A 23,302-nucleotide genomic window follows, 5' to 3' on the forward strand; every position below is an offset into this window, starting at 1 on the left:
CGTGCTTGGATGGCTCCTACGGACCAACCCCACGAAAACTTCATCTTCCCTGAAGAAGTTCTGCCTCGCGGTAACGCACTTTAAACAAATCAGGATTTGGATTTCAGATTAATTTAATTTTTTTAAACTAATCTGAAATCCAAATCCCTATTCCCCGGCGCAGGCGCGGTTCTCCCGTGCCCTACTAGGGAACAAAAAAACCCAAAATCCCAAATCTAAAATCGTTGGAGGTTCTACCGGGTGGTAACGCTCTCTAATTCCTACGCAAGCGGTCGCGACCAAGAATCCTCCGGGTTCGCTTGGTGGTCTGGCAACGCTCGTTTGATCAATCTCTCCGGCAAACTGCTGGGCGCCCACGTCGCTCACTCTGGCTTGATCGTTTTCTGGGCCGGTGCAATGACTTTGTTTGAAGTCGCTCACTTTATCCCAGAAAAGCCCATGTACGAACAGGGCTTAATCTTGATGCCCCACATCGCTACTTTGGGTTGGGGCGTCGGCCCCGGCGGTGAAGTTACGGATATCTTCCCGTTCTTCGTAGTCGGCGTTCTTCACTTGATTTCATCTGCTGTTCTCGGTTTGGGCGGCATTTATCACGCCGTTCGCGGCCCAGAAGTTCTCGAAGAATACTCTTCGTTCTTCGGCTACGACTGGAAAGATAAGAACCAGATGACCAATATCATCGGCTACCACCTGATTCTGTTGGGATGCGGTGCTCTGCTGCTGGTAGCTAAGGCCATGTTCTTCGGCGGTGTCTATGACACTTGGGCTCCGGGCGGCGGTGACGTGCGTATTATCACGAACCCCACTCTGAATCCGGCTGTGATTTTTGGCTACTTGGTACGCTCTCCTTTTGGTGGCGAAGGCTGGATTGTCAGCGTCAACAACATGGAAGACATTATCGGCGGTCACATCTGGCTCGGTCTGATTTGTATCGCTGGCGGTGTTTGGCACATTTTGACCAAGCCTTTCGGCTGGGCTCGCCGCGCCTTAATCTGGTCTGGCGAAGCTTACCTGTCTTACAGCTTGGGCGCTTTGTCCCTGATGGGCTTCATCGCTTGCTGCTTTGTCTGGTTCAACAACACTGCTTACCCCAGCGAATTCTACGGCCCGACGGGTCCGGAAGCTTCTCAAGCGCAAGCTTTGACCTTCCTGATCCGCGACCAACGCTTGGGTGCTAACGTCGGTTCTGCACAAGGCCCCACCGGTCTGGGTAAATACCTGATGCGCTCTCCTACTGGCGAAATCATTTTCGGCGGTGAAACGATGCGTTTCTGGGATTTCCAAGGCCCTTGGTTGGAACCCTTGCGCGGTACTAACGGTTTGGACTTGAACAAAATCAAGAATGATATTCAGCCTTGGCAAGCTCGCCGCGCGGCTGAATACATGACTCACGCTCCTTTGGGTTCTTTGAACTCTGTGGGCGGTGTGGCGACTGAAGTTAACTCGTTTAACTTCACTTCTCCTCGTTCTTGGCTGTCCTGTTTCCACTTTGTGATGGGTTTCTTCTTCTTGGTCGGCCACTTGTGGCACGCTGGTCGCGCTCGCGCGGCTGTCGCTGGCTTTGAGAAGGGTATCGATCGCGAAAATGAAGCGGTACTTTCTATGCCAGACTTAGACTAATAGATCGAACTTATTTCTGATTTGACTGTCTAGTTGAAAAAGGCTCCTGCTTAACGGCAGGAGCTTTTTTTTGCTCCAATATCTGGAAAAAGCTGCGGATTGTCGATCGACTGTTCTCCGATCCCCTAGCAGCAGATACAATCCTAGAGGTAGAAACCCGGTTTCTGAGTTAACCTGTTGAATTATGCTGTTTCTTTCCGTCAGCTCCTTCCTCAGCGAGCTTTTGCATTCAGGACTGAGATATTTCGGTGCGACCATCGGTTGCGGTGAATGACTCTGCAAGTCTTGAAACTTGACAAGTTTAATCCGTTGGGGTAAAGAGCTTGCAAGGCAGGCTCTACAAAGTTTATATTTAAAGTACAAAAGTTTTAATCCTACACAATGGAAAGTTGCAATTTTAAGGCAGATTGCTACAGGTGCAAAACTAATCGACGATCGCCATCACGATATTTATATTTTATTAAATGGCTGTGCTTGCCGAATTTTTTAACAGGCACAAAACTTGTGGGCCGCTTACTGTTATTGCTAAGAAAGCAAAAGATTAATAATGGACTCATTAAAGATAGAAAATGTCAAGGTGAGGTTCGATCGAGCAAATTTGCTCGAACGCATCGCCAACCGCATTCGCCGCTCTCTAGAACTACCCGAAATTCTGAGCGCAACAGCAGCGGAAGTTCAATCCTTTTTGGGAACAGACAGAGTAAAAATCTACAAATTTCATAGCGACGGTAGCGGTGAAGTGATTGCCGAATCAATTAACGGCAACCGCTTGCCCTCCCTATTGGGCCTCCATTTTCCAGCAGACGATATTCCCCCTCACGCCCGCGAACTGTTCGCGCAAGTACAGGTGCGATCGATCGTCGATATAGATTCCGGGCAGCTAGGCCAAAGTCCGCGCCGCGAGGCGGTTTCGGGCGAACTGCTGCCCGACGAAATGCACTTTCGTGCGGTTGACCCCTGCCATGCTGAATACTTGACTGCACTAGGGGTCAAGGCTTGCTTGGTAGTACCAATTTTTCACGGCGAAGAATTCTGGGGGTTGTTGGTATCTCACCACTCCGAGTCCCGGAGTGTGACAGAAAACGAACTCCAAGGCGTTCAGATGGTGGCAGATCAGCTCGGCGTCGCCATAGCCCAATCAACTCTCCTCGCCCGAGCGAGGGCGAAAGCTCAACGGGAAGCTGCCGTCAACCGTGTCGCCACAGCCCTTCACTCCCAGCCGGCGATTGAACTCCAAACAGCTTTGGTAGAATCGGTAGCAGCACTAGACGCCGCCGGCGGCAGGCTGTGTATTTTCGCCACGCCATTCATTTCCGAAAGCAGCAAGGTTACGAATCTAGTTCCCTATTCGGATAACTCGAATCGAGAATTCACAGTCTACACTTGTGGCTCAGGGCCGAAGATGGGAATTTCCGCAAAATACCCGCAGGTTGAGCAATACAGCGTCTGGCACGAATATTTTAAATCCGGCGAGCAACAGGTTTGGGTAATTCCCGACTTGTACCAAATTAGCAGTTTGAGAAGCCTGCAACCTGCATTTCGATCGACCAAAATTCGCAGTATTTTAATCGTACCGCTCAAAACCCGCCAGCAAATATTCGGTTACTTGAGCATTTTTCGAGAAGAATTTGACACCGAAACTCTCTGGGCTCGACAGTTTGATAGCGACGGGCGGCTCGCCCAATCTCGGATATCTTTTGAAGCGTGGAAAGAGTCAAAAACTGCCCAAATTCGCGAATGGAAAATAGAAGAAATTGAATTGGTTCAAATTTTGGGTACCCACTTTTCTAATTCTATTAACCACTACCAACTCGATCAACAAATAGAAGAACTTAACACAAATTTAGAAAATCAAGTTCAAAAGCGCACCGCTCAACTACAGCAGTTGACCCAACAGCAGCGAGTGCTGTTTGAAGTGGTCGCAAAAATGCGGCAATCCCTGGACTTGAACAAGATTTTTAGCACGATGTGCCAAGAAGTGCGGCGGGCTCTAAATGCCGATAGAGTGGCAGTTTACCACTTCGATTCCGCATCAGAATTTAACGATGGTGAATTCGTTTCCGAAGATGTTTTGCCAGCTTTTGTGTCAGCAATAGCAGTCAAAGTGCACGATCGCTGCTTTGGAGAAAAGTATGCCAATCTCTACTCTCAGGGACGAGTTCACACAATGTCCGACATTAGACAAGCCGGACTGCAAGATTGCTATGAGCAACTATTAGAGCAATTTCAGGTCAAAGCTAGTTTAGTTGCACCGGTGATGAAAGGCAAAGACCTTTGGGGCTTGCTGTACGTACACCAATGTTCGGCTCCCCGCAACTGGGAATCTTCCGAAATTAAGTTTGCTACCCAAATTTCTGCTCAGCTAAGCATCGCTTTAGAACAAGCAGATTTGCTCGCTCAAACTCAGCAGCAAGCAGTTGAGTTGCAGCGGGTAGCAGAGCAGGAGCGAATACTGTTTGAGGTAGTTGCTAAGATTCGACAATCTCTCGATTTAGATACAATTTTTAGCACAACAACTACAGAATTGCGGCGTATTTTAAATGCAGATAGAGTTGGAATTTATCGTTTCGATATAAGTTCAAAGCTTAATGAAGGCGAATTTATTACCGAAGATGTTTTGCCAGATTTTCCTTCAGCAATGGATGTGAAAGTTCGTGATATTTTTTTTGGAGAGAAGTATGCAAATAAATACAGCCAGGGACGCATTCAAGTGCTGCCTGATATCGAAAGTGCGGGACTCTCCGACTGCCACGCTGCTCTTTTAGCTCAATTTCAAATAACAGCTCAAGTGATTATACCACTGATGAATGGCAGCGAACTTTGGGGTTTGCTGTGCGTGCACCAGTGCGGCATTTCCCGTAATTGGAACAGTTCGGAAATTCAGTTTGCTACCCAAGTAGGAGCTCAGTTGAGCGTAGCATTAGAACAAGCAGATTTGCTTGCTAAAACGCGGCAGCAAACTATCGATTTGCAGTGGGCAGCCGAGCAACAGCGGATACTGTTTGAAGTGGTAGCCAAGATTCGAGAATCTCTCGATATCAACGCAATTTTTAAGACTGCAACCCAAGAAGTTTGTCAGTTTATGCAAGTTGATAGAATTGCGGTCTATCAATTTTATCCTGATTGGAGCGGCCATTATGTTGCCGAGTTTGTGAAAGATGGCTGGATAAAATTAGTAGGGGAAGGTATCAGTACGGTTTGGCAAGATACTTATTTGCAGGAAAACCGAGGCGGTAGATATGTCAATAATGAAACTCTAGCTGTTGACGATATCTATCAAGTTTGTCACTCGGAATGTGTTGTCGGTATTTTAGAGGAATTTCAGGTGAAGGCTTATGCGATCGCGCCGATTTTTGTAGGACAAGAACTTTGGGGTTTGCTGACAGCGTATCAACATTCTGGACCCCGCTGTTGGGAAAGTTCAGAAGTTAGCTTTTTAGCTCAGATTGCCAATCAGTTAGGTGTAGCTATTCAACAAGCTGATTTGCTGGCTCAAACCAGACGCCAAGCAGAACAAATCGCTCAAAGTTTAAAGGATTTGCAGCACACTCAAGCTCAATTGATTCAAACTGAAAAAATGTCTGGTTTGGGGCAACTGGTAGCCGGTATTGCTCACGAAATTAACAATCCGGTTAATTTTATTTACGGTAATCTCAATCACGCTAGTGAATATACTGCTAGCTTACTGAGTTTGCTGAAACTTTACCAGCAGCAATATCCCGATTCTAGTGCTGAAATAGACAAATTGAGTGAAGATATTGACTTGGATTTTCTGCTAAAAGATTTGCCCAAATTGCTATTGTCAATGAAGGTGGGAGCCGATCGCATCCGTCAAATAGTTCTCTCGTTAAGGAATTTTTCTCGTCTTGACGAAAGTCAAACGAAGGCGGTTGATATTCACGAAGGCATTGACAGCACACTGTTAATTTTACAGCACAGGCTGAAATCTAATACGGACAGTGCAAACATTGTGCTACTGAAAGAATACGGCATTTTGCCTGTAGTTGAGTGTTATGCTGGACAGTTAAATCAGGTATTTATGAATGTAATTGGCAATGCAATCGATGCTTTAGAATCGCACAAGTTGCTCGCTGGTCAATCTGTAGTTCCGCAAATTAAAATCTCTACTGCTGTCGGTCAACTTAATGATACTGTTTCTAGCGCGGTGATTCGGATTTCTGACAACGGTCCGGGAATTGCGGAATCTATGAGAAAACGCATATTTGACCCTTTTTTTACCACTAAGTCGGTGGGGAAAGGTACAGGATTGGGACTGTCAATTAGTTACCAAATTGTGGTAGACAAACACGGCGGCGTTTTAAAATGCAATTCGGAACTGGGGAAGGGTACTGAGTTTGTGATCGAGATTCCACTTCGACAGCAGCCAGCAGTCATTACTCATTAGTCATTATTGTAAAATCCTGCCAACAGTCAACAGCCAACAATCACAGAGTCTGCAACGAGAATAGATATAATTAATCTGCGTTAATCTGTGTTAATCTGCCCTCATCTGCGGTTAAAAAAAGAGAATTTATGAACAGCAGATGACAAGGAATTGACGCTGATATACGCAGATGAAAATAAGGGATATATGAATAATTCTGATGCTAACAGAAGATTTGGAATCAGGCTGGATCGTGGCTATGCGATCGCATAGCCGCCTTGCGGCATCACGTCTGACAGTTGCCTCAGTCCTGATGTCAAAAGAGGCCATTTAATGGACTTTCATAGATTACTTTCGCTCTTTTGTAGTTCTTGTTGGAGAGTATTCTTGACACGATCGTACTCACCCTCGATTTGAGCCAATAGGGTTGAGGCTCGATCGAGTTCACCAGAGGTACTCATGGCTTCCAACCTGCCACAAAGCTGGGCCAGAGGAGCCGCGCTTAGATTCGCACTACTGCCTTTGAGGGTATGAGCCACTCGCTTTAGGGTTGGAGTATCCCCTTGGGCGATCGCTAATTTCATAGCTTGTAGCAACTTGAGAGATTCCTCCAAGTAGCAGTTCGCCAGCAAGCTCACAATCTGGGTTGAATCTTCATCGATGCTGCTACAGAAGGCTTGCAGTTCTGCAAGGTTAACGGCTGGCATATCAATTTCTGGCTTGTTGCTATCTGATTCATCTTTTTGGGCCTGCTGCGGTTGCGGGTTGGGTGGACACTGACTCAGCGCTTGGATGAGAGCCTCTACTCGAATTGGTTTACTGATATAGTCATTCATGCCGGCATCCCGACAAAGCTCGCGATCGCCCTGCATGGCATTCGCCGTCATGGCAATAATTCGGGGACGAGCATGAGCCGGCCACTCCTCACCTATACGGCGGGTGGCTTCTAGCCCATCCATCTCTGGCATTTGTACATCCATCAGCACTACATCATAAGGCTGGCGATGCAGCGCTTCCAAGACTTCTAATCCATTGGCAGCAACATCGGCTCGGTATCCCAAACGCTCTAACAGCAGCAGTGCCACCTTCTGATTCACCAGATGATCCTCTGCTAACAGAATTCGCAGGGGGAGTCTCTGACCCAATTTAATATCATCCTCAACAGAGCTAGGGGGTCGCTGTTGAACTTTTGTCGGTTGAGCTTGTAGTGCCTGAGTCAGCACTTCATAAAGCTGGGATTGTTTGATGGGTTTGCTTAAACAAGCCGCAAAGTGGGTCGAGAGTGCTGAAGAACTCCCTTCTGGTTTGCCCATTGAAGTCAGCATCACCAGTGGTAAACGGTGGCACTTAGGAAGCTGATGGATTTCTGAGGCGAGTGTCAAGCCGTCCATCTTTGGCATTTGCATATCTAAAATAGCGACATCAAATGTTTCTCCACTCTGAAGCCAGTTGAGCGCTTCCACAGCCGATTGGGCAGCGCGAATCTCCATCCCCCAAGTCTGGGCTTGCAGCGTCAGAATTTGTCGGTTAGTGGGCTGGTCATCTACGATTAATAAACGCTTGCTAGATAGTTCTGGTAGCATTTCAATCGGTTCCGCTAACTCACTAGCAACAGCGGGTGCGACAATCGTGAAGTAGAAGGTAGAACCCATTGTGATTCGATGAGGCTCAGCGACTTGCCATTTTGGGGAAGGGGTTCCTCCGACGTGACCTCGGGTCTGAACCCACATCATGCCGTTCATCATTTCACTAAGTCGCTTACTAATCGCCAGACCTAAACCTGTCCCTCCATACTGCCGAGTCGTCGAAGCATCTACTTGACTAAAAGATTTGAATAGTCGATCGAGCCGTCCTGCTGGAATGCCAATGCCTGTGTCTTGAATGGCAAACTGAATTTCATACAAGCTTTCGGGCAAGTTCCCTGGCTCAGAAATCGTTTTGTCAGAATCAACTATAGAGGCTTCCACGGAAATGGTAACTTCCCCTGTTTCAGTAAACTTAATCGCATTATTGAGCAAGTTAACTAGAATCTGACGCAGACGGGTGACATCACCCAAAATCAACTTAGGAGTCTGAGGCTGGATCAGGTAGCCTAACTCAATCCCCTTCTCATCTGCTTTAACTGCAAGTTGGTCGATCGCACCTTCTATGCAATCTCTCAAGCTCAAGGGATGCTTTTCTAGTTCCAGTTTGCCCGACTCAATTTTGGAGAAGTCAAGGATGTCGTTGATGATGCTCAGGAGGGTATCCCCACTATTGCGAATTGTCTCGATAAAATCTCGCTGTTGAGCTTTGAGTTCTGTATCTAGCAGCAGTCCCGTCATCCCAATAACCGCATTCATGGGAGTGCGAATTTCATGGCTCATCATCGCCAGAAACTCACTTTTGGCTCGGTTCGCAGCTTCTGCTTCCCGTCTAGTTTGCTCCAGGGCAAAGTTTTTCAGAGTTAATTCTTCTCGTTGTCGAGTTTCTTGCTCTAGTAATTTGGCTTGAGCGAGAGCAATTCCTACTTGAGTCGCGACGGATTCTAGCAACTCCACTTGATCGGGAGTCCAACGACGGTAGCGATCGCACTGGTGCAAACAAATGGCACCATTCGCTTCTCCTTGGTAAGAAGTTCGCACTGCTAACATCGATCTTAATTTGAGACTGGTACAAATTGAATGAGTACAGGTGAGCAATAAATCGCAGTAGACATCCGGAGATGCGATGGCTTCATCTTGAGCCATCAACTGTTTTGTATAAGCAGGACTCGCGGCCAGAATGTCCTGCTCCTCGCTGGAGGCTGATCCGGGTGCTAGATACTCTGCAACGACAGGAAACTGAGGCTGTGGATTGTCCTCGTATGTGCGAATTAAGCAGCGACTGACCCCAAAAGCTTGCCCAATCTGAACAGCAGCCGTTTCAAAGATCTGCTGAGCATTGAGGCTTTGACGAATTTCTTGGGTAATTTGCTTCAGCAGTAAGGCTTTTTCCAATTGTCGCTGTAGTGCTTCTTCTGCTTGCTTGCGATCGCTAATATCCTTCATGAAGCAGTGGTGCCCCACAAACACATTTTGCTCGTCATAAGCAGAGACCATCACCAGTTGTTTATAGAACATCGTGCCATTTTTTCGCATCCCCTTGGCTTCGACTTCGACTCTGCCTTCTCTCAACATCTGCTGATAAACAGCCGCCATCTTCTCAAGATCTTCAGGATGAACGGTTCTTGGCCATTCCATTCCTAGCATTTCCTTTGGCTGATATCCGCAGATGGCTGCATAAGTTTCGTTAACGAAGATATAGCCTCCTTGAGGGTCGAGCCTAGAAATGCCTGCCACGGCATTTTGTAGCGCTGCACTCATTTGTTGCAGTTCCGCTTCGGCGCGTTTGCGATCGCTAATTTCAATCAGAATGCAACCCACTGCTACAGGCTGCTCAGCATCTTTGAAAATGGGGAAATGAGAAGTTAGCCAGTAGCGTTTGGCACCAGTTTGACTGGTTACTTCTGAGCACATTTCCAAGCTGATGGAAGGTTTTCCTGTCGTTAAAACCTGTTGTAACAGTGCATTTACACCAGGAGCAAATTCCCCCAAAATCTCATCGGTTGTCTTACCTAAATGAGCCTCCACAGAGTGATCGTTAATTTCAGCTAGTGCCTCATTGATTTGTAAAAATCGAAACTGCCGATCGTATATACACAGCCCCACCCCTGCTAGGGAAGATCCTTTAAAGAAAGCATTCAATAATTGCTCTCTGGCTTGAATTTCCTGCTCTAACTGTTTGCGGTTGGTAATATCGCTGTGAGAACCAGTCATACGGACAACTCTGCCCGCTTCATCCGAAAGCGCTTGCCCTCGAGCCAAAATCCATTTGTAGCTCCCATCCTTGCAAAGCACTCGATGTTCTGTAATATAAAAAGGAGTTTTGCCCTCAAAGTGATCTTGAATTAGTTGCATCACCCAACCGATATCATCGGGATGCACCCGCTTGCTCCATTCATGTAGGTGATTAGGGATTTCATGGTCTTCGTAGCCCAACATCTCTTTCCAGCGAGCCGAGAAGAATACTTCATTGGTGTTGACGTTCCAATCCCATACCCCATCATTACTACCACGTAAGGCGAGTTCCCACCGCTCTTCACTGGCTTGCAGAGCGACTTCTGACTGATGCCGTTCAATTTCACTACCAATCCATTGAGCCATCAGCTTCAGCAATTCCACATGGGCAGATTTAAAGCTGTCTGCACGGGGAGATGGACTAAAAAAGCTGAGGGTATTGTAAACTTTGCCTGCAACTAAAACTCGTGTTCCCATATAAGCTTCGATGCCAAGGGCAAAATAGGCAGAATGGTAACGCCATTTTGAGGTGCCTATATGTTGGATGGTTAGGGGTTCATCGGTGTCTAAAACTTCGCAGCACAAAGTTTGCTTAATATCAAAGGCATCACCTGGCTTTAGGACTCCATCGGGCGATCGCACAGCCATCACCTCATAACGATTATCTTGCACACGAGCTAAGATGCCACATTCAAGCCGAAAGGTCTGACATCCCATGTCAATCAACGCTTGGATGCGCTGCTCAAAATTGAGATTTTGGGTAGCAGTGACTTCATATAAAGCTCGTATTGCCGCCTCTCTTGTTCTTAGTTCAGCTTCGGCTTGTTTACGTCTCTTAATTTCAGCTTTCAGAGATCGATTGATTTTGGATAATCTTTGCGTTCGTTCTTGAACCCGCTGTTCTAATGTAGCGTTGACGTGTTTAATTTCGCTAAATTTTTGATTGAGTGCGATCGCCATCAATTGAAAATTGCTAGCAAGCTCATTGATTTCCGTAACAGAGCTATGTTTCCATTCAAATGTTTCTTCTGAAAGCTTGTTGGGTAAGTCAGTGGTCGCACGAGCTAAATATGATAACGGCTTGACCAGTCGTTTGCTCACCACCCTTGCAAACAAAAATGCCAACATTGTGATGACGAGAAGAATAATCAGATCTATCTTGTAGCGATTTTGTAAATTTTCTACATAGGGAGCTGCTGGAATTTCTAAGCGTAATTTCCATTCCAGGTCTGGGGTAATCGTAAATTCCTGTATATATAGAGAGTTTTTCCAACGGATCATCGGATAGTTGCCCTTGCTAGGAACCCACTGCTGCAAGGTTCCCTCTAAGGTGCGAGTGCTGCCGTGCTTTGACTCTTGAACACTGGTCAACAGCTTTTCGTCGGATTGATTACTCGCAATAACTTGGTTGTTTTGATCGAGCAATGTAATGCGTAGTTGCTGATTGTTTTTCGGAAAAAAGTATAGATATTTGATCTGGCTCACTACTAATGAACCATGGATCAGCCCAGTAAAATTACCTTCTACTTGCAGTGGCACATTCAATCCGACATGAGGTTCGTCGATTAATATATCTTTGTGGATAGGAGTAATCCAAGGTTTCAACGGCTCTTGAGCCAGAGTAATTAAAGATTTATGTTCAGTAATTTGTTCTATCAACCGCCGAGGGGTTTGATTGAAAGGAGAAGATGCAGCTAAAACTTTTCCCGAGGCATCGGCAATATAAATTTTGTCAAAATCTGGAAACAACTCTTCGATCAGGCTAATATTTTCTTGTAGTTTTTCGGATGATTGAATCGCTTGATTTGCAGCACTTGCGCCTTCTGGAACGAGCGATTTTTCAGCTAATGTATTCAAAGCTAATAGATGTCGCTCATGCCATCTAGATACAGCACTACTGAGATTAGTCCCGTTTATTTGTAACTCAGTTCGCACAGTCGTCTGAATTTGAGCGACCCAGTATCTACCATCAAAAACTAATAGCAGCAGTGCTGGAAGAAAAACAAAAGCAACCAACAGATGAAAAATAGTTTGTTGTAAAGAGAGGACATGGAGATGCTTTGAATGCCTAACCCATCGATGAATCGGCGCATAAGAAATGATTAAGCTGGCAACTAAGGCATTAAAAATGCCGTTAACTGCTTGTTTGCACATAACTAGCAGGACTTGAGCGGCCTCCATGTCCAGCATTTGACCGTAGAAAAGCCAAACGAGAGGCATTCCAATTAAAAACCAGTAAATCCCATCAAATAAAAGGAGGTTCGGATGTTGGCGCTTGCAAAGAAACCCTACAAATAGAGCCTCAATTACAACAATAATTGTGGCGTATGGATGATTCCAAAGGACATAAGTATAGCTGCCTGCTATGAGACTGGCCAAGCCTCCCCAGCCCCAGCCGAAGTAGTAAGTAATAATCAGTATTGCAATACTGCCAAAGAGGAAATCAACCCCAAAAAAGAGAGACAAATTGAAATAGTTGCCCAGAAAACCCGCACCCGTGAGAAGGGCGATCGCACCAAACCATCTTTGATCACGCACTGAGCTAGCCCCTCCCATAAACTTCTAGAATCTGTACTTGCTGAATATAAACTAATTTTGATAAAAAATCGTCGTAGAGACACTCTCGTTCTACCACTGATAGTTTCCATGAATGTCGCACAACCGATTATTTAGGCTTTAATCTTTAATAATAAAATCAAGGCTTACTCATGCAGGGCTTGATATTTAGCTAAAATTTTAATAAATAATTATTCCCTATTAAGAGAGGCATAGTTTTTATCATTATGATTTAACGGATAAATTTATTAACTGTATGAACCTTAGTACAAAAAGTATTACGACCTCGATCTTTAGCTTCATAAAGTGCTGCATCAGCAGCAGTAATTAAATTTTCTGGTCGGATCTCTTGGGTAGGAATCACACTGGTAATACCGAAGCTGAGCGTAATGTAATGACTGGGAGAACTCTTATGTACTATTGCTAAAGCTTGAATACGAGCCTGCATTTGCTTAACGATTTGGACTGCTCCGTCAAGCTCGGTATCGGATAAAATCACTACAAATTCTTCACCTCCATAACGTGCTACTAAATCTCCAGCTCGATTAATACTGCGATTAAGAGCTGCCGCAACTTGCTGTAAACATAGATCCCCTGCTTGGTGTCCATAAGTATCGTTATAAGGCTTGAACAAATCGATATCACACAAAATCAGTGACAAAGGAGTTTGCTGCCTTGTCATGCGTCGCCACTCCTCGTCTAGCTGTTGGTCAAACTGACGGCGATTGGCAATCTGAGTCAAACCGTCAATTGACGCTAAGTATTTTAATTGTCGATTTGCGGCCTCTAGCTGCTTGTAAAGTAGGGTTTGTTGCTGTTGCAAATGGAATTGCTGAATCAAGCGTCGCACTCTCTGTCCCAGAACAGCCCAGTGAATCGGCTTAGTGATATAGTCAGCAGCTCCCGCTGCAAACGCTCGATCTACAGATTCTTTGTCTTCCAAGCTAGTAATCATCAAAATAGGTGGGCGATCGCCCTCAGGCACTTCAGATAATTTTTGACAATAAGCAAAACCATCCATAGTAGGCATCACTGCATCGAGTAGGATCAGGTCTGGATGTACTTCCTCATAAGCTGCTAGCCCTGTCAACCCATCACTAGCTTCGGCCACTCGGTATTTTTCCTTCTGTAAATACAGTCGAAGTTGCAAACGAATCAAGGCATCGTCATCCACAATCAGAATTAGAGAGGACGATTCCGTAGATGGGTTAGTCGAAATGGCTGACTCTTCTAATGATTGATACATACGTCATGGTGTATCTTAAACTTTGGAAACATTCTAGCCTAGCATATTTTGAGCTTGGGAGGGAAAGTGAAAAACTGGCAAATATGTCATAAATTATACATCAGCTAAGCTGCAGCAACAACATCCTAGGCAGCGTCCGGTTTGTTAAACCAACAGCCACGGTCTACTTAAAATTTTTCGCTTTTTTTCGGAGATATAAAGTCTGGTCACTTGCGCTAATTTTTGTAAATATGTAATTATTTTTGGGGCATTAAACAGTTTTTACAACGTCGAGCGAGCTTTGACGAACGATCGCTTGTTATACCGCGATCGCCCGTGGGATAATAGGCTATATTTCTCAAGCTCATTCAGGCTTTTGCAGGTGCATCAGATTTCTCCCTCATCTTTGAGCGATCGCCCGATCTATTTTTGGGGAATACATCTGATGGTCACACGATCGCGTATAGCTTCGCCCTTGGTTGAGCCTTTGTCCGCACCAGCAAGCTCTGACTGCAAAAAGGCGTAAGCTTTGTTAAGAAACATCAACAGCTTTCTGCGCGAGCTGGGATAGGTTTTTGCTCTTTTTCTCCCACCAATAGTCCCCCCAGATAGTGTCTAAACTCATGTCTTTATGATGGAGTGGGGAACACATCGTCACAGCATTAGCACCATCTTTCAAAGCATGGGGCATGGCTATAGAAACTGTTGCTCTCATCAGATTCCATTAGGAAACAGACTAACCTAAAAAGGTTACTCTATATATCTTAGCTCTATTTCTCGCTCAATTTTTAGCTAAAGTCCCACTATTAAAAATAGAAGCTATACTACGATCACTTGGAAAGAGTAAATTAACTTGATGGAGCTCACTTACTATGGAAGTAGCACTGCCTGATTTTTCTCAAAGCGTTCACAAAACGAAAGTATTTTGGACTGAACAAGTTGGAAAAGCAGTTAATTCTGTTTCAGAAACAACAGCCCAAGCTAAATCTTCTCTCTCCCAATCTGCGGAAAAGGCAAAAGAAGCTCTCGCTCAAACTACGAATTCTGCCGTGACTGCTGTTAATGAAGCTACGAATAATGCTTTAGGTACTGTAGCAGATAAAACAGAAAAAGCGAGGATTTCTATATCGGAAGTCGCCAATCAAGCAGTTAGTCGCGTCAGTGAAAGTACCAACAAAGCTGTTGATGCTGTTTCTCACTCTGCGGCAACTGCTAAAGAAACTATTAATCAAACTACTAACTCGGCTGTCAATACTCTGAATCAAAGCACTAGCCAAGCTGTAGAGACTGTAAATCAAGCTACAGAAAAGGCTAAGGCTTCATTAGAAGATAGCATTAACAAGGCGACAAATATGAGCGATGCCGCTTCCAATGCCCTTCAAAGCGCTATCAATGGTACTGTTAAAAATTGGATTGATTCTCACCCTGTAGTCTTCTGGTTGGTGAGTCATCCGCTCATATCTTTAGCAATGTTGCTACTATTTATATTCACGATATTGGGTTTATTACAGGCTTTAGGTAGCTTTTTTGCAGAAGGATGGTTATTTATTCTGCAAAGCCCTGGAAAATTGATGCAAGGGGTTTTGAGTGTCGGCTCTAAATCTGTAAGTAATTTCGGTGGAGTGGCTGTAAACTCATTGGTTTCAAAGAATCCCGAATACAAAAATAATTCAGCTTTACAATTGAGGGGAGTTGAATCAAACAGTTTAGAATCTCAAGAACGACTTGCTAATATTTTGACAAGGTTGGAGGCAATTCGACAAGAGCAGAATCAGCTTTTACAAGAAGCGTCGGCTATTTTAGGCAACAAATTTAAGGCAGAGTGAGAAGGTGTGACCCGATCGCAACTCGTGGTAAATTTAATATATAAAGGCTTTCCATCAAAGCCAGATCCATGAAGGCTTGTAGTCGATCGCTCAATACGCCATGCCCGATTCCGAATTTTCCGATGATTTAAAATGGACGCCAGAAGCCAAGGCGAAGCTGAAAAATATTCCCTACTTTGTCCGGGGACAAGCCCGCGTCCGCATCGAGCAGTTGGCCCGCGAAGCCGAAACCGAAGTCGTCACCGTTGACTTAGTTGAGCAAGCTCGCATCGAGTTTGGGCAATAAGGGCTCGAAAGGTACCCTAAAGCTTTACACTATAATTTGCCTGATTTTGATGTTCACAGAGCTACTGAGTCACCCGTGCGGAAAATAGTTATTGCTGGCAACTGGAAAATGTACAAAACTAGGACTGAATCCCTAGAATTTCTTCAAGGATTCATGTCCTGCCTGACGGAAACCCCAGAGGAACGGGAAGTCGTGCTTTGCGTTCCCTTCACTTCCTTGGCTGTCCTCTCGAAAAATTTGCACGGCAGCCGGATCAGACTCGGTGCTCAGAACGTCCACTGGCAAGAGTCTGGAGCTTTTACTGGGGAAATTTCCGGGCCAATGCTGAGTGAACTTGGTGTCCGTTATGTCATCATCGGCCACAGCGAGCGGCGCCAATATTTTGGGGAAACTGACGAAACGGTGAATTTGCGGCTGAAAGCTGCTCAGAAATACGATTTAATTCCGATTCTGTGCGTTGGGGAAACCAAGCAGCAGCGAGATGCAGGGGAAACTGAATCTCACATTTTTTCTCAGTTGGAAAAAGATCTAGTTGATGTTGACCAAAATAAGTTGGTAATTGCTTACGAGCCGATTTGGGCGATCGGCACTGGCGATACTTGCGAAACGAAGGAAGCTAACCGAGTTATTGGTTTGATTCGCAGTAAATTGACTAATCCGGGCGTGCCAATTCAGTACGGCGGCTCTGTTAAACCGGAGAATATTGATGAAGTTATGGCGATGCCTGAGATTGACGGGGTTCTGGTAGGCGGTGCTAGTTTGGAAGCTGCGAGTTTTGCTCGAATTGTCAATTATCAGTAATTAGGTAATTGCTAATTGGTAAGTGTTAACTGGTAATTGGAACAAGGGCAGCGGGAATTAAACAGCGATCGCCTACAATTGTGATGTGCCGTTCAGTGTTTCTCGGATCGGGAGAATTAACCTATGACTGCGATCGTTAAACCAAAACCCACCTTAGAAGAGTTCCTAAAACTTCCTGAAACTGAACCAGCCTCAGAATTTATTGACGGAGAAATCATTCAGAAGCCCCTGCCACAAGGTGAACACAGCCTCCTTCAAGGTGAACTCTGCAAGACGATCGATCGAGTAACAAAAACTCAGAAAATTGCCCGTGCTTTTCCAGAGTTATACTGCACATTTGGTGGCGCATCAATCGTGCCAGATGTAGCAGTATTCCGATGGGAAAGAATTCCTTTTTTGCCGTCGGGTAGAATTGCTAACCGCTTTGATATTAATCCCGACTGGTCGATAGAAATTCTCTCTCCAAACCAAAGCCAAACAAAAGTGCTGAGTAACTTACTCCACTGTTCGCGACACGGAACTGAGTTGGGGTCGTTATTAGACCCAGAAGAAGAGAGTATTTTGGCAGTATTTCCAGGACAAAAAGTAGAATTGTATAAAAGTGCAGCTCTGTTGCCAATTATTGATAAAATTGAATTAGAATTGACAGTTGACACTGTTTTTAGCTGGTTAAGTTTTGGTTAAATTAACAAGGGCGCTTCTGCTTTATTCTTGAGTCTCTTAGAGAGGGATTTCGTTTGACAAGAAGCGAGTTCAATCGCCGAGTGATGAGGTGATATGATAAATAACAAAAAAATTACAATTAGAAATAAAGTTTTCGAGTGGGGAAAACGCACTTATTTAATGGGCGTTTTAAATGTTACCCCTGACAGTTTTAGCGACGGCGGAGATTTTTATAGCATAGAATCTGCTTTAGTGCAAGCTGAAAATATGGTAAAATCCGGTGTAGATATTATTGATATTGGCGGTCAATCTACTCGGCCAGGTGCAGCGGAAATATCTTTAGAAGAGGAGATCGATCGCGTTATACCTCTGGTACAAATACTGCGAGAAAAAGCCGATATTTTTGGCTCAGTTCCTATTTCGGTCGATACTACCAGAGCGCAGGTTGCTAAAGCTGCAGTTGAGGTGGGAGCTGATATAATTAACGATATTTCGGGAGCTACTTTTGATGCGGAAATGCTGTCAACCGTTGCTAAGTTAAAAGTACCAATGATTTTGATGCACATTCGGGGAACTCCCCAGACGATGCAACAACTCACAGATTATCGGGATTTAATGGGGGAAATTAAGGAATTTTTCGAGAGTCGAATTGCGGCGGCAGTTGCTGCGGGGATTGACAAATCTCAAATAATTATCGACCCCGGTATTGGCTTTGCCAAGACTTACAGTCAAAACTTAGAAATTCTGCGAGAGTTGCGAAAATTCCGTGTCTTAAACTGTCCGATTTTAGTCGGAGTATCGCGAAAAAGCTTCATCGGTCACATTTTGAATCAGCCAGAAGCGAAACAAAGAATTTGGGGGACAGCGGCGGCTTGTACAGGTGCGATCGCAAATTTGGCAGATATCTTGCGCGTTCACGATGTCAGAGAAATGCGTGATGTCTCTCAGGTAGCCGACGCTATCTTCAGGAATCAGTCTTGAGAAGTGTTAGTCTCGATAACTGTTATTTGGCTGCCCTCAGAAGCAGGCGTCACATCGGGCATAGAACCCATCAGCTCGCCCAGAGCTTCGCTCATGCTTCTCGGGTCCATAAACAGAATTTTGGCATTGTCGCTTTCGCCCAATTTTTGTTGAGCCTCTAAGTATTTTTCGGTTACTAAGTAATTCAAAACTTGCTTGCTATTCGGATGGGAGTCTAAAGCTTCAACTAAGAGCCTCATGTACTCCTTAGTGCCGATCGCCTTATTGACCATTGCTTGCCACTCGCTCTTGGTAGCGCGCTCCAATTCCATAGCTTCTTGCACCCTTTTAGGAGGTGTAATGCTTTGAATTTCTACGCGAATTACTTTGACACCCCAAGTTTCCGTAGCTTCGTCCAACTTTTTGAGTAACTTTTTATTCATGTCATCTCGGGAACCCAAGATGTCTTGCATGGGCAATCGACCAATTTCAGCGCGAAACGTTGTTAAAACTAAGTTGGCGATCGCATTTTCAATTTGATCTATTCCATAATAAGCTTTCTGTAAATTTACAACCCGCCAATACACAACGGCATCGACTTCGAGAGCCACATTATCTCCCGTGATTGCTGACTGAGGTTTAATGTCTAAAACTCTTTCACGGCTTGTGTCCACGCAGACGACTTTTTCGACCAGGGGACTGATAAAGTGGAATCCTGGCTTGAGGGTGCGCTTGTATTGACCCAAACGTTCCACTAAAGCTTCGTCGCCACCGCTGACTATTTTGACGCTTGAGTTAACAGCGTAGCCGAGGATGAGCGCAAAGAGCATGGTAAGAATAGACTGCCCCATTTCTATTTTCCTGCTAAGGTTGACTGAGAATCGATCGGAATTCTACTCTAATTTAACTCAAACTCGACCACACAGTGCTAAAATATCTCGACTGTTAATAACTAACTATTTGATCGGGTGGGGCCCATCGGCTCCGACTCTTACGGCGCTAGTGAAACCCAGGATATCAACAACACGTTTCCACAAAAGACATGAAAAACGATCGAGAGTTTCGCTTGTTCAAACCCTTAAGGTGGATCGCCCCAAGCATTTTGGTGGGTGCAGGAATCTGCAATGCAGCAGTGGCCCAACCGGCACAAGCTGAGCCAATCGCCCTGCAACTCTCGCAAAACTCGCAGCCACCGCGTCGAGGCCCTGCTGTTCGGGAAGTAATGTCCTACGAAATGAAGGGAGACGAACTCAGGATTTGCAAGCAGGAAGGCAACTCCGAGAAAAAGTGCCAAGTTGTAGGTAAAGGCTACACGATGGGCTTGAGAACTGCCAACGACCTTTACGGTCAAGGGAATCTTGTCAATGCCGAAGTTTTGTACCGGCAATTAATCGCTCGCTATCCCAAACAAGCGGATGCTTATTACAAGTTGGGAAGTATGCTGTCGGGGCAAGGTAAAATGAGCGATGCGATCGTTCAATTCCAAAAAGCAATTGAAGTCAACCCACAGCACGCCAAAGCTCACAACGATTTAGGCGTGGCAATGGCAAGTCAGGGGCAGTTGCCGGAGGCAATTGTTCAGTGGAGACAAGCCGTTAAAATTAACGCTCAATATCCCGATGCTTTAAACAATTTAGGAGTCGGTTTGTACCAGCAAGGAGACAAGGAAAACCAAGCCGAGGCCGTAGCCAGCCTCACAAAAGCTAAGGAGTTATTTATCAAGCAAGGCAGGACTCAAGCGGCTAACAGAGTCGATAAAATTTTGGAGGAAATTAATTCGCGGTCGAGCGGTTCCTAAACTCAACCGCCGATCGCACATTAAAAGAAAAAACATCTGTGGCGATCGGCGTTAATGGGCGTTCAGCGACGGTTAAACACCCCCAAAAACGGGAATCTAAAGCATTTCCTTCAAAACTTGTAAAATCAAATCTCCATCCACCCGATCGCTCACAGCAGCCTCACCCAATCGCACCGGCAGCACAAACCGCACCTTGCCATCCTGCACCTTTTTATCGAGTTGCAAAGTATGCAAAATTTCCTCAACATCCACACCAGCCGGCAATTTGGCAGGTAAACCCGCTTTTTCAATCAAAGCAGACTGGCGACGATCGCACTCAGCATCCCACATTCCCAACTCTACAGCCAATCTGCTTGACGCAGCCATACCGATTGCCACTCCTTCCCCGTGATTGATCACCTTGTAATTGGTCAAACTTTCCACAGCATGACCGATGGTATGTCCGTAATTCAAAATCGCCCGCAAACCCGATTCCTTCTCGTCTTTGCTGACCACCTCAGCCTTAGCTTGGCAAGACCTACTCAAAATTTCTGCCAACAAATCCGCCTTCACGTAGCGCATTTGATCCAAACGCTTGCACTTTTCCAAATTTTCAAACAATTCAACATCCCAAATCACCCCGTACTTAATCACTTCCGCCATCGCCGAACGAAACTCCCTCGCCGGCAGAGTTTTGAGTACATCCGGGTCAATTAACACCAAGCGCGGCTGGTGAAAAGCCCCAATTAAATTCTTCCCTAAAGGATGATTTACCCCCGTTTTGCCGCCAATAGAAGCATCAACCATCGCCAGCAGCGAAGTCGGAACCTGCACGACATTAATTCCCCGCAGCCAAGTCGCCGCAGCAAAACCCGTCATATCGCCCACCACGCCGCCGCCCAAAGCCACCATTGTCGAGGAACGTTCTAAACGGTTTGCCAAAGCCGCCCCGTAAATTTTTTGCACCGAATTTAAAGTTTTGTACTGTTCTCCCGGTGGTAAAATGCAGCTACTGACTTCCAGACCGGCCGATTCGAGGGCTGCTGTTGCTCTTTCGCCGTACTGCCGAAAAATCGACTGATTCGACACCAGCAGCACTTTTTTGCCCAAACTTAGATCGCCCATCAGACTGCCGAGTTCGTCTAAACCGCCCGATCGCACGCAAACATTGTAAGATTGTGGCCCCAAGTCAACTTTAATTATGGATTGCATATTTATCTAATTTAGATATTAGATTTTAGATTATAGTTCTTATAGGTCTTTTTATTGATTGTTTTGGAGAAATTGCAATGACTCTTAGCGGAGCAATAACTTATTTTGGGATTTTTGGCGGCATGATCGGCTTGGCGACAGTGCTGATGTTTGGTCTGCGGGCTGTCAAACTCATCTAATTTGCTAATTTAGATGTCTGAACCAGAGTATTTAATCTCTGGCAAAAGTATCAGTTCGACAAAGTATTTGCGCCAAAAATCCCTGATTTAATCTGTGGATTGATGGCGCAAATGCTTCGACTATAACTTTAGGCTAGAAGGGATTAATTTGATATTTGAGCCAAATTAATTGGGTTAAGGCTTCAACCTAAAATTTACAATCTAAAATCTAAAATCTAAAATCCCTCGATTCCCAAATTATTTGCCTTGAGGATAAAGGAGCGATCGCACTTGTTGTAAAACTCGATCGCTCCTGATTAATTAAAACATTCAATTTAATTGAGTTGATCGAACTTCTGGCAATTTATCGACCCCTGTCCTATCAAAAACGATCGCGTGTTTAGCAGTCGGCAACAACCGCTGTAAAATCTGTATGTATCCCTCAGCATCACCTCGGCGGTGGAACCTAGCCACAACCAATCGCTGCATATTTGGCAATTGCCGCACGATACAGCAGGGATGAGTGTTTAATTTGGGCTTGGATGTTGGTATCATAGGGTAATCCTTCCCCACATTCGTGGGGTGTGGTAGAAAAGGCGATCGCCCTTAAGTTTTCGAGGCTAGGAGGGCGATCGTTTTCAATGTACATAAATATTGTATGTTGCATACGCATCAATGTCAAGTTAAAACATGGGATACGTTAGACTGCGGATTCGAGAACTAGCTGAGCAAAAGGGTTGGACACTAAAGCAAGTTGCCGATCGATCCGGAGTTAATTACAACACTGTCAGAAGCTACGTTCAGCGCGATACTTTAAACACGGTCGATCTTTCTGCTGTCTACAAAATTGCCCGTGCTTTCGACGTGACAATGGAAGATTTGGTCGAGATTTTGGAAGATTGAGGGCGCACCAATGGGGCGAGTTCGACTAAAAATTCGAGAGTTGGCAGAAGAAAAGGGGTGGACGCTGTAAGACGTGGCCGAGCGCTCTGGGGTTAATTACAACACGGTTAAAGGGTACGCTAGACGCGATGATGGGATGAGTATGGTCGATCTGAGCGCCGTTCCGAAAATCGCCCTTGCTTTTGATGTCATGATTGAAGATTTGGTTGAGTTTTTGGAATAGTAAGGGCGATCGCACTAATGGGATACGTTAGACTGCGGATTCGAGAACTAGCTGAGCAAAGAGGTTGGACGTTCAAAGAAGTTGCCGATCGATCGGGAGTCAACTACAACACGGTAAAAAGCTACGTTCAGCGCGATGCTTTAAACACAGTCGATCTTTCTGCTGTCTACAAAATTGCCCGTGCTTTCGACGTGACAATGGAAGATTTGGTTGAGATTTTGGAAGATTGAGGGCGCACCAATGGGGCGAGTTCGACTAAAAATTCGAGAGTTGGCAGAAGAAAAGGCATTGATTTGGCAGTATAATGCAGTAGAGTTTTGCGGACAAGCACAGTGAAGTCCGGTTAAAAAACATGGTTCATTCCATTGCAACACATTCACTAGAAGAGTTTCTCGCTCAACAAAATATTGAGTCTTCGCCCGCATGGGAATTGATTGCTGGGCGGGCAATTCAAAAAACTATGCCAACTCTGTTTCACTCGCGACTGCACAACAAGTTGGTTAACTATATCAACGATCGTACCGAGAGATTTGAAGCAGTCCCAGAATTGCGCTGCTTGATACCTCCCCATTCACCGGTGCCAGATATCGCGATCGTAGCGTGCGATCGGCTTCCTGATGAAGACTGGCCGTTTGAGGGAGCGCCAGATTGGTTGATTGAGATTAGATCGCCAAATCAAAGCACTTTAGACTTGCAGAATAAGATTCTCCTTTGCCTTAGCAATGGAACGCAATTAGCATGGTTAATAGATTTATCTCGCCAACAAGTTTGGGTATGGCAGGGCGATAACCTACCCCTAGTTTGTTCGGGAGCAGACATTTTGCCAACAGTAAGTATTGTACCCGAACTTACTGTTGATGCTGTGATGGCAATGACGCGGCGACAATAGG

General features: G+C 45.3%; 18 protein-coding genes. 13 read left to right on the plus strand and 5 right to left on the minus strand.

The features are described from left to right. Positions 1-240: 240 nt before the first annotated feature. Together psbC and QUA23_RS26865 are read left to right on the plus strand one after the other, a co-directional pair. The gene (gene psbC / locus QUA23_RS26860) at positions 241-1,620 is read left to right on the plus strand and encodes a photosystem II reaction center protein CP43 (RefSeq protein WP_333048188.1); all 1,380 of its coding nucleotides are present in this window, start codon (positions 241-243) and stop codon (positions 1,618-1,620) included. A gap of 547 nt (positions 1,621-2,167) precedes the next feature. Further along, positions 2,168-6,025, plus strand: a complete 3,858-nt coding sequence (locus QUA23_RS26865; protein ID WP_333075803.1) for a GAF domain-containing protein — start codon at positions 2,168-2,170, stop codon at positions 6,023-6,025. Between the two features lie 320 nt (positions 6,026-6,345). Here the strand turns inward: QUA23_RS26865 and QUA23_RS26870 are convergent, their stop codons facing one another. Further along, positions 6,346-12,360 (minus strand): response regulator, encoded by a 6,015-nt coding sequence (locus tag QUA23_RS26870; RefSeq protein ID WP_333075802.1) that lies wholly within the window; start codon positions 12,358-12,360, stop codon positions 6,346-6,348. Between the two features lie 250 nt (positions 12,361-12,610). Continuing rightward, a complete protein-coding gene (locus QUA23_RS26875) occupies positions 12,611-13,624 on the minus strand; it encodes a diguanylate cyclase domain-containing protein (protein ID WP_333075801.1) in 1,014 nt (337 codons plus the stop codon). An 851-nt stretch (positions 13,625-14,475) separates the two neighbouring features. On the opposite strand from QUA23_RS26875, the gene QUA23_RS26880 reads away from it, so the two are divergent. The 5 genes from QUA23_RS26880 (at position 14,476) to folP (ending at position 18,160) form a co-directional block, all read left to right on the plus strand. Continuing rightward, positions 14,476-15,429 carry a hypothetical protein gene (locus tag QUA23_RS26880; RefSeq protein ID WP_333075800.1) on the plus strand — a complete coding sequence of 318 codons (954 nt, stop codon included), beginning with the start codon at positions 14,476-14,478 and terminating at the stop codon, positions 15,427-15,429. 100 nt (positions 15,430-15,529) lie between these two features. Further along, positions 15,530-15,715, plus strand: a complete 186-nt coding sequence (locus QUA23_RS26885; protein WP_006633749.1) for a PCP reductase family protein — start codon at positions 15,530-15,532, stop codon at positions 15,713-15,715. Positions 15,716-15,790: 75 nt separating this feature from the next. Continuing rightward, entirely contained in the window at positions 15,791-16,516 is a 726-nt protein-coding gene (tpiA, locus tag QUA23_RS26890) for a triose-phosphate isomerase (protein ID WP_333075901.1), read from the plus strand. 123 nt (positions 16,517-16,639) lie between these two features. Beyond that, positions 16,640-17,200 (plus strand): Uma2 family endonuclease, encoded by a 561-nt coding sequence (locus QUA23_RS26895; RefSeq protein WP_333075799.1) that lies wholly within the window; start codon positions 16,640-16,642, stop codon positions 17,198-17,200. 93 nt (positions 17,201-17,293) lie between these two features. Continuing rightward, positions 17,294-18,160 (plus strand): dihydropteroate synthase, encoded by an 867-nt coding sequence (gene folP / locus QUA23_RS26900; RefSeq protein ID WP_333075797.1) that lies wholly within the window; start codon positions 17,294-17,296, stop codon positions 18,158-18,160. Here the strand turns inward: folP and QUA23_RS26905 are convergent. Next, complete coding sequence (locus QUA23_RS26905; RefSeq protein WP_333075795.1) at positions 18,151-18,990, minus strand: stomatin-like protein; 840 nt, start codon at positions 18,988-18,990, stop codon at positions 18,151-18,153. The genes folP and QUA23_RS26905 overlap by 10 nt on opposite strands. 191 nt (positions 18,991-19,181) lie before the next feature. Here QUA23_RS26905 and QUA23_RS26910 point away from each other — a divergent pair, with 191 nt between their 5' ends. Beyond that, positions 19,182-19,937, plus strand: coding sequence for a tetratricopeptide repeat protein (locus tag QUA23_RS26910; RefSeq protein WP_333075793.1), 756 nt, complete (start codon positions 19,182-19,184; stop codon positions 19,935-19,937). Positions 19,938-20,033: 96 nt separating this feature from the next. Here QUA23_RS26910 and aroB read toward each other — a convergent pair whose 3' ends face one another. After that, positions 20,034-21,128, minus strand: a complete 1,095-nt coding sequence (gene aroB, locus QUA23_RS26915) for a 3-dehydroquinate synthase (protein WP_333075792.1) — start codon at positions 21,126-21,128, stop codon at positions 20,034-20,036. A 77-nt stretch (positions 21,129-21,205) separates the two neighbouring features. On the opposite strand from aroB, the gene petL reads away from it, so the two are divergent. Beyond that, complete coding sequence (petL, locus tag QUA23_RS26920; protein ID WP_006633742.1) at positions 21,206-21,307, plus strand: cytochrome b6-f complex subunit PetL; 102 nt, start codon at positions 21,206-21,208, stop codon at positions 21,305-21,307. A gap of 445 nt (positions 21,308-21,752) precedes the next feature. On the opposite strand, the gene QUA23_RS26925 is transcribed toward petL, so the two are convergent. Then, entirely contained in the window at positions 21,753-21,935 is a 183-nt protein-coding gene (locus QUA23_RS26925) for a hypothetical protein (protein WP_333075791.1), read from the minus strand. Positions 21,936-21,976: 41 nt separating this feature from the next. Here QUA23_RS26925 and QUA23_RS26930 point away from each other — a divergent pair, with 41 nt between their 5' ends. The 4 genes from QUA23_RS26930 to QUA23_RS26945 all read left to right on the plus strand — a co-directional run bounded on the left by QUA23_RS26930 (position 21,977) and on the right by QUA23_RS26945 (position 23,301). Continuing rightward, positions 21,977-22,189, plus strand: a complete 213-nt coding sequence (locus QUA23_RS26930) for a helix-turn-helix domain-containing protein (RefSeq protein WP_236502947.1) — start codon at positions 21,977-21,979, stop codon at positions 22,187-22,189. 73 nt (positions 22,190-22,262) lie between these two features. Next, the gene (locus QUA23_RS26935) at positions 22,263-22,412 is read left to right on the plus strand and encodes an XRE family transcriptional regulator (protein ID WP_333075790.1); all 150 of its coding nucleotides are present in this window, start codon (positions 22,263-22,265) and stop codon (positions 22,410-22,412) included. Between the two features lie 17 nt (positions 22,413-22,429). Further along, positions 22,430-22,642 carry a helix-turn-helix transcriptional regulator gene (locus QUA23_RS26940; RefSeq protein WP_333075788.1) on the plus strand — a complete coding sequence of 71 codons (213 nt, stop codon included), beginning with the start codon at positions 22,430-22,432 and terminating at the stop codon, positions 22,640-22,642. Positions 22,643-22,764: 122 nt separating this feature from the next. After that, positions 22,765-23,301, plus strand: a complete 537-nt coding sequence (locus QUA23_RS26945) for a Uma2 family endonuclease (RefSeq protein WP_333075787.1) — start codon at positions 22,765-22,767, stop codon at positions 23,299-23,301. The last annotated feature ends 1 nt before the right edge of the window (position 23,302 follow it).

The organism is Microcoleus sp. Pol1C5 (assembly GCF_036701115.1).
Lineage (GTDB): Bacteria > Cyanobacteriota > Cyanobacteriia > Cyanobacteriales > Microcoleaceae > Microcoleus.

Coding starts and splice junctions, on each gene's coding strand:
- QUA23_RS26865 (WP_333075803.1), top strand. CDS start 2,168: ATGGACTCATTAAAGATAGAAAATGTCAAGGTGAGGTTCGATCGAGCA.
- QUA23_RS26875 (WP_333075801.1), bottom strand. CDS start 13,624: ATGTATCAATCATTAGAAGAGTCAGCCATTTCGACTAACCCATCTACG.
- QUA23_RS26880 (WP_333075800.1), top strand. CDS start 14,476: ATGGAAGTAGCACTGCCTGATTTTTCTCAAAGCGTTCACAAAACGAAA.
- QUA23_RS26885 (WP_006633749.1), top strand. CDS start 15,530: ATGCCCGATTCCGAATTTTCCGATGATTTAAAATGGACGCCAGAAGCC.
- QUA23_RS26895 (WP_333075799.1), top strand. CDS start 16,640: ATGACTGCGATCGTTAAACCAAAACCCACCTTAGAAGAGTTCCTAAAA.
- folP (WP_333075797.1), top strand. CDS start 17,294: ATGATAAATAACAAAAAAATTACAATTAGAAATAAAGTTTTCGAGTGG.
- QUA23_RS26905 (WP_333075795.1), bottom strand. CDS start 18,990: ATGGGGCAGTCTATTCTTACCATGCTCTTTGCGCTCATCCTCGGCTAC.
- QUA23_RS26910 (WP_333075793.1), top strand. CDS start 19,182: ATGAAAAACGATCGAGAGTTTCGCTTGTTCAAACCCTTAAGGTGGATC.
- aroB (WP_333075792.1), bottom strand. CDS start 21,128: ATGCAATCCATAATTAAAGTTGACTTGGGGCCACAATCTTACAATGTT.
- petL (WP_006633742.1), top strand. CDS start 21,206: ATGACTCTTAGCGGAGCAATAACTTATTTTGGGATTTTTGGCGGCATG.
- QUA23_RS26925 (WP_333075791.1), bottom strand. CDS start 21,935: ATGTACATTGAAAACGATCGCCCTCCTAGCCTCGAAAACTTAAGGGCG.
- QUA23_RS26930 (WP_236502947.1), top strand. CDS start 21,977: ATGGGATACGTTAGACTGCGGATTCGAGAACTAGCTGAGCAAAAGGGT.
- QUA23_RS26940 (WP_333075788.1), top strand. CDS start 22,430: ATGGGATACGTTAGACTGCGGATTCGAGAACTAGCTGAGCAAAGAGGT.
- QUA23_RS26945 (WP_333075787.1), top strand. CDS start 22,765: ATGGTTCATTCCATTGCAACACATTCACTAGAAGAGTTTCTCGCTCAA.